The 6,458-nt window shown below is 59.3% G+C and carries 6 protein-coding genes; 3 read left to right on the forward strand and 3 right to left on the reverse strand.

Translation table 11 applies throughout. The features are described 5' to 3' along the window. Window positions 1–81: 81 nt before the first annotated feature. The 3 genes from ACYP2A_RS13880 to ACYP2A_RS13890 all read right to left on the reverse strand — a co-directional run bounded on the left by ACYP2A_RS13880 (window position 82) and on the right by ACYP2A_RS13890 (window position 2,496). Window positions 82–1,230: a Gfo/Idh/MocA family protein gene (locus ACYP2A_RS13880; RefSeq protein WP_459745703.1), complete on the reverse strand. Its 1,149-nt coding sequence runs from the start codon at window positions 1,228–1,230 to the stop codon at window positions 82–84. A 91-nt stretch (window positions 1,231–1,321) separates the two neighbouring features. Continuing rightward, window positions 1,322–2,089: an SDR family oxidoreductase gene (locus tag ACYP2A_RS13885; protein WP_459745704.1), complete on the reverse strand. Its 768-nt coding sequence runs from the start codon at window positions 2,087–2,089 to the stop codon at window positions 1,322–1,324. An 89-nt stretch (window positions 2,090–2,178) separates the two neighbouring features. Then, window positions 2,179–2,496: an SCP2 sterol-binding domain-containing protein gene (locus tag ACYP2A_RS13890; protein WP_459745706.1), complete on the reverse strand. Its 318-nt coding sequence runs from the start codon at window positions 2,494–2,496 to the stop codon at window positions 2,179–2,181. Between the two features lie 210 nt (window positions 2,497–2,706). On the opposite strand from ACYP2A_RS13890, the gene sohB reads away from it, so the two are divergent. From sohB to ACYP2A_RS13905, 3 genes are all read left to right on the forward strand, one after another. Beyond that, window positions 2,707–3,732, forward strand: coding sequence for a protease SohB (sohB, locus tag ACYP2A_RS13895; RefSeq protein WP_459745708.1), 1,026 nt, complete (start codon window positions 2,707–2,709; stop codon window positions 3,730–3,732). Window positions 3,733–3,752: 20 nt separating this feature from the next. Continuing rightward, entirely contained in the window at window positions 3,753–4,877 is a 1,125-nt protein-coding gene (locus ACYP2A_RS13900) for a metallophosphoesterase (protein WP_459745710.1), read from the forward strand. A gap of 202 nt (window positions 4,878–5,079) precedes the next feature. After that, complete coding sequence (locus ACYP2A_RS13905; protein WP_459745711.1) at window positions 5,080–6,297, forward strand: putative bifunctional diguanylate cyclase/phosphodiesterase; 1,218 nt, start codon at window positions 5,080–5,082, stop codon at window positions 6,295–6,297. Window positions 6,298–6,458: the final 161 nt, after the last annotated feature.

Genomic DNA, 6,458 nt, shown 5'->3' on the forward strand with positions numbered 1-6,458 from the left:
CGGTAGACTTGTTCGGCAGGGGGGCAGAATGGCTGCCCGAAGGCGGCGCATTCTACGCCCATCAACGCGACCTGTCAGACGTCAGATTTCGCCCAGCGCCACCCAGCGCTGTTCGCTGGCTGCCAGACGAATCGCACTGGCCAGCCGCTCGACCTGCCAGGCTTCGGTAAAGTCCGGGCCTTGCTGGCGCTTGCCGGCAACCGCAAGGATCAGGTCGCGCACTTCCAGCGCCTTGAGCTCGTTGTAACCCAGTTGATGGCCCGGAGCCGGGCAAAACGCCGCGTAACCGGCCTGGGTCGGGCCGGCCAGAATCCGCTGGAAGCCATCACGCCCCGGATTGCCACTGCGATACAGGCGCAGCTCGTTGAGGCGTTCCTGATCGAACGCCAGGGTGCCGCGAGTGCCGCTGATCTCGAAACTCAGATGGTTCTTGTAACCGTGCTTGAGCCAGCTGGTGCTGACGGTGCCACGTGCACCGCTGGCGAAACGCAGCAGGGCATGGGTCTGATCATCGACGGCAATGGCGCGTAACTCCTGGCTGCCGACGCTGGCCGGGCGCTTGGCGTGCACCGTATTGGAGTCGGCGCACACCGCTTCGATATCGCCGAGCAGGTAGCGGGCCATCGCCAGCAAGTGACTGCCCAGGTCGGCCAGCGCACCGCCGGCATGCGCGGCTTCGCAGCGCCACGACCAGGGCGAGTTGGCATCGCCCATGAAGTCTTCGCAGAACTCGCCCTGAAAACTGATGATGTCGCCCAGATCACCGGCTTCGATCATCTCCCGCGCCAGGCCGATCATGGGGTTGTGCTGGTAGTTGTAACCGACCTGGGTCACCACGCCGGCGGCTTTGGCGGCCAGGTGCATTTCAGTGGCCTGAGTGAGGCTGACGGCCAGAGGCTTTTCGCAGTACACCGCTTTGCCGGCAGCGATGGCGGCCATGGCCATGGGGAAGTGCAGGTGATTGGGTGTGGTGATCGCCACGATATCAACGTCAGGGTCTTGCACCAGTTGCTGCCAGTCGCTATGGCTGTGATCGAAACCCCAGGCCTGAGCGCACTGCTCGGCACGCGCGCTGTCAGCGTCGGCCAGGGCCGCCAGACGAATGCGTACCGGCAGATCCAGCGCCGCACGGGCGCTGTGAAAGGCCAGCGCGTGGGCACGGCCCATGAAGCCGGTGCCGATCAAGCCGATGCCGAGTTCAGTCTGGCCGCTGGGGGAAGTTTTCTGCATGACGCTCTCCTGGGAGGAAATGTTGTTGTGCAGAAAATATATTCCAAAAAATAAAATAGTGGAAATTTAATTCTTTATCAGCCGGCGATTTTCAGGACAGAAAGCCGCCATCGACATTCAGGATCGCGCCGGTGGTGTAGCTCGACGCCGCGCTGGCCAGGTACAGCACCGCGCCGGCCATCTCTTCAGGGGCTGCAACGCGTTTGAGCGGGATGCGCGTCAGTGCGGTCTTCAGAATGGTCGCGTCGTTGACCAGTGCCGAGGCAAAGCGGGTATCGGTCAGCCCCGGCAACAGGGCATTGCAGCGAATACCGAACGGCGCGCATTCCTTGGCAAAGGCTTTGGTCATATTGATCACGGCCGCCTTGCTCACCGAGTAGATACCCTGAAACTCACCGGGCGAGACGCCATTGATGGACGCAACGTTGATGATGCTGCCACCGCCGTGCTCGCGCATCAGTCGGCCGGCCTGCACCGACATGAAGAAATAGCCGCGAATGTTCACATCGACGGTTTTCTGAAAGGCGCCAGCGTCCGTGTCGAGAATGTGGCAAAACTGCGGGTTGGTGGCGGCATTGTTGACCAGAATGTCCAGCCGGCCAAAGCGTTCACGAATCTGCGCAAAGACGTGTTCGATCTGCTCTGTTTCGCCGATATGACAGGCCAGCGCCGTGGCCTGGCCACCGTCTGCGATGATGCTGTTGGCTACTTGCTGGCAGGCCTCCAGCTTGCGGCTGGAGACAATCACATGCGCGCCCTGGCTGGCCAGCAACCGGGCGATGGCCTCGCCAATCCCGCGACTGGCGCCGGACACCAGTGCAATCTTGCCGTCGAGGTCGAATAAAAGGGTTTTGCTCATGATGGCTCCTTGGATGCAGACGAAAAAAAACCGAAGCACACAGGCTTCGGTTCTTTTTTGGAGGGGAGGGCGCAGGCCTGGTATCAGACTCAGACCGGGAACAGTTCGCTCAGTTTCAGCGCCAGCATCATGTCGCCTTCGGTGCGCAGCTTGCCGCCCATGAAGGCCTGCATGCCGTCGGTTTCACCGCTGACGATGCCCTTGAGGGTCTCGCTGTCGGTCACCAGGGTCACGTTGGCGTCCGGATTTTCGCCTTCTTGCAGCTCGCAGGTGCCGTCCTTGATGATCAGCGCGAAGTGCTTGTCTTCGTCGGTGATGTTGAAGCCGAAGACCAGATCCAGGCCGGCAGCGGCAGCAGGATTGAATTTGGCGTGCATGGTTTGAACGGCTTCGGCTACTGAGGTCATGGTTCGGTCCTTATGGATGAATGTCTGCGTGCGCAGCTGCTGGCGAGGTTATGAGGATGCCAGGAGCCTGTCAACCGCAAATCATACATCTGTTTGAATTAGCCGTTTAAATCCACTCGGCATGCTGTGCGCTGGTGATCGGCGGACCCGCTCGGTATGCTTGGCCATCGCGTCCTTGAATGAAGGGCGCCAGGCAATCAAGGAGTATCCGTGGATTTTGTTGCTGATTATTTAGGCTTTCTGGCCAAGACTGTCACGCTGGTGGTTGCCATCGTTGTCGTGCTGGTCGCCATCGCCTCGTTGCGCAGCAAGGGCCGGGCTAAAACAGCGGGGCAATTGCAGGTCACCCGGCTGAACGACTTCTATAAAGGTTTGCGTGAGCGCCTTGAGGGCTCGTTGCTCGACAAGGCGCGCTTGAAGACATTGCGCAAAGAGCAGGCCAAGGCGCAGAAAAAAGACAAGAAGCAGGCCGAACCCAAGGCGCGCGTCTATGTGCTGGACTTCAACGGTGATATCAAGGCCTCGGCGACTGAAAGCCTGCGCCATGAAATCACCGCCTTGCTGACGTTGGCCACGAACAAGGACGAAGTGGTACTGCGCCTTGAAAGCGGCGGCGGTCTGGTCCACAGCTACGGTCTGGCGTCTTCGCAACTGGCGCGCATTCGCCAGGCGGGCATTCCGCTGACCGTGTGCATCGACAAGGTCGCGGCCAGCGGCGGTTACATGATGGCGTGCATCGGCGACCGGATCATCAGCGCACCGTTTGCGATATTGGGTTCGATTGGCGTCGTGGCGCAACTGCCTAACGTCAACCGCCTGCTTAAAAAGCACGACATCGATTTTGAGGTGCTGACCGCAGGCGAATACAAACGCACCTTGACCGTGTTTGGCGAAAACACCGAGAAGGGCCGCGAAAAATTTCAGCAGGACCTGGACATCACCCACGATCTGTTCAAGGGCTTCGTGGCCAGCTACCGGCCACAGTTGAGCATCGACGAAGTGGCCACCGGTGAAGTCTGGCTGGGCATGGCGGCACTCGACAAGCAACTGGTCGACGAGCTCAAGACCAGTGACGAATACCTGTCGGACAAAGCTGAACATGCTGATGTGTTCCACCTGCATTATGCCCAGCGCAAAAGTTTGCAGGAGCGCGTCGGCATGGCCGCAGCTGCGTCGGTCGACAGCATGGCGAGCAAATGGTGGAGCCGCCTGACCCAACAACGCTTCTGGTCGTAACACGCACAAGGAAAGCGTTGATGTTTCACGTGATGTTCAGCTTGCCGTGCCTCTACGTCCTCATCCGGTTTATCTGGCCAATGCCGTGGGCGCTATCGGCCAGATTGGCCGCTGCGCTGCTGCTGTTGCTCGCCTCTCAATATCACCTGTACTCGCGGTTTTCTTCGGGCAGCGTTTTTTCCCCGGAATTTCCGCGCACGGCCGTGATGCTGTTCAACTGGGCCTTTGGCGCCATCCTGTTGATTGCGGTGCTGCAAATTATGGTCGACATCGGCCTGCTGCTGACGATGCTGGCTCGACGAAAACGGTTGGGCATTCCGGCACGTTTGCGTTACGCGATCGCCACGGCGGCGCTGTTGCTGGCCGCCATCGGTGTTCATCAGGCGATACGTGTCCCGCCTCTGAAGGACATCGAGATTGCGATCAAAAACCTGCCTGTGCAATTTGACGGTTACACCGTTCTGCAACTGACTGACTTGCACATCAGCCGCTTGTATGACCAACCGTGGACGCAAGCGGTTGTGCGTGATTCCAATGCCCTGGGCGTTGACCTGATCGTCGTGACGGGCGACCTGATCGATGGATCGATCAGCAACAGGACGCTGGATGTGGAGGCGTTGCGTGATCTGCATGCGCCAGACGGTGTCTACGTCATCCCCGGTAATCACGAATATTTCTTCGACAATGCCGCGTGGATGCAGCACTTCGTTTCGCTGGGAATGATCCCCCTGGCAAACCGTCACACGCTTATCGAGCGTGACGGTGCGCGGATCGTGTTGGCGGGCGTCACCGATGTCACTGCACCGACCACCGGCTTCCCTGCGCCAGACCTTGAGCAAGCACTGAAAGGCGCGCCCAGGGATGCCCCGATCATCCTGCTCGACCATCAACCCAGGAACGCCCGATTCTCTGCCAGCCAAGGGGTGGCGGTGCAGTTGTCCGGGCATACCCATGGTGGAATGATCCGCGTCCTTGACCGGGTGATCGCCATGGCGAATGCGGGTTTCGTGTCTGGTTTTTACGATGTCGACGGGATGCAGTTGTACGTCAACAACGGCACCGCGCTATGGCCCGGATTTGCCATTCGCCTGGGCAGGCCTTCAGAACTCACCCGAATCACACTGCGGCGGGCTGCCGGCTCCTGACTGGCGTCGTGCTGCGTCAATTGCATACAGTCAAGAAGGGACCGTTGTGAAAGACATTCGCTTGAGGTCAAGCAGGGAGCTGGCGAACCCCAAGTTTCCTGATACCACCCAATGGCCGCGTATTCAGCGGCTTTTGCGCTTTGGGGGCAGCGCTTGCGTTTTACATGGCCTGGCATGGGGCAGCTACTACACGGCGCAGGGCATGAGCGTGCTGGCTGTGGTGCTGTTCGCGCTCATGCTCGTGGGCATGACATGCCTGTACCAGTCAAAAACACCTGAGCGCTTCTCGTTGAGCGTTATCGCTCATGTGCTGCTGTTCATGACGGTATTCGCCAGCCTGGCCGATTCACCAACGGCGGCAGGGGGCAGGTCCACGCACTTGTTTCTTATGCCGATTGGCGTTGCAACGTTCTTTCTGTGTCGCTGCGAGGGGTTTTACCTGCGATGGCTGTTTCCGGGCATGTGCTTTTGTGCGCTGGTGGCTCTGGCGATCAGCCCGGTGAGTCTTGGTGCCGGGCTGGAGCTTTTTCCGGCGAATATCCAGGCGCTGGGTCACGGCCTGAACACCCTCACGGCCGTGGTCCTGACGGTCGGCGTGCTGGCGATCTTTCGCGAAGACCTCAGTGCCAGGGTCGATCAATATGTGGCACTGGCTCGCGCGCTTGCCCAGCATGAGCTGTGTGCGTACCTGCAGCCACAAGTGTCGACCGAGGGCAAAGTGATAGGAGCCGAGGTGCTGTTGCGCTGGGACCGGCCCGGTCATGGCATCCAGTCGCCCGCCAGATTCATTCCACTCGCCGAAGAAACCGGCCTGATCCATGAAATGGGCTTGATGGTACTGGAGCAGGCCTGTTGGCACTTGAAAGCCTGGTCCAGGCTGCCGGGTGTCGATCAATGGACGCTTTCGGTGAATGTCAGCCCCTTGCAGCTTACATCCAGATCGTTCGTCGCCGATGTGAGGGCCATTCTGCACAAAACCGGTGTGCCACCGAACAGGCTGTGCCTGGAAATCACCGAATCTGTTTTTGCCAGCGACCTGACGCTGATCGCCGCGAAAATGAACGCCCTGCGTGATGATGGTATCGCCTGGTCGCTGGACGATTTCGGTACAGGCTTTTCCTCACTTTCAATGCTGCAAGCGCTGCCGCTGGATGAACTGAAGATCGATCAGGTATTCGTGCAAGGCATGGAAAATGATGCAAGCAAGCGTGAGCTGGTCAGGAAGATTATCGAAATTGCCGGGATTCTAGGCGTATCGACCATTGCCGAGGGCGTGGAAACCCAATCGCAGCGTGAGGGGTTGAAAACCTTGGGTTGCGGGGCTTTTCAGGGGTATCTGTTCGGCCGGCCGATTGCGGCAACGGAGTTTTTGCACGTGCATGCTTCAACGCCGAGCACAGAGGTGGCCAAGCCCGGTTGATCAGTAAGAGCCTTGAAGCCTGCCTGCACAATCGAATCTGCGTATTCCGCGCGCACTTGGACACCCATTCCACGAACACGTGGACACTGATTCCACGCTGACTTGGACACTCATTCCACGGCCACTTGGACACTGATTCCACGAGTACTTGGACAGTGAAT

The sequence above is a fragment of the Pseudomonas sp. 3A(2025) genome, from assembly GCF_054589175.1.

What these genes read in the sequence shown, in the direction of transcription:
- ACYP2A_RS13905 (WP_459745711.1), top strand. Translation starts at nt 5,080, where the DNA reads ATGAGCGTGCTGGCTGTGGTGCTGTTCGCGCTCATGCTCGTGGGCATG.
- ACYP2A_RS13900 (WP_459745710.1), top strand. Translation starts at nt 3,753, where the DNA reads ATGTTTCACGTGATGTTCAGCTTGCCGTGCCTCTACGTCCTCATCCGG.
- ACYP2A_RS13885 (WP_459745704.1), bottom strand. Translation starts at nt 2,089, where the DNA reads ATGAGCAAAACCCTTTTATTCGACCTCGACGGCAAGATTGCACTGGTG.
- ACYP2A_RS13880 (WP_459745703.1), bottom strand. Translation starts at nt 1,230, where the DNA reads ATGCAGAAAACTTCCCCCAGCGGCCAGACTGAACTCGGCATCGGCTTG.
- ACYP2A_RS13890 (WP_459745706.1), bottom strand. Translation starts at nt 2,496, where the DNA reads ATGACCTCAGTAGCCGAAGCCGTTCAAACCATGCACGCCAAATTCAAT.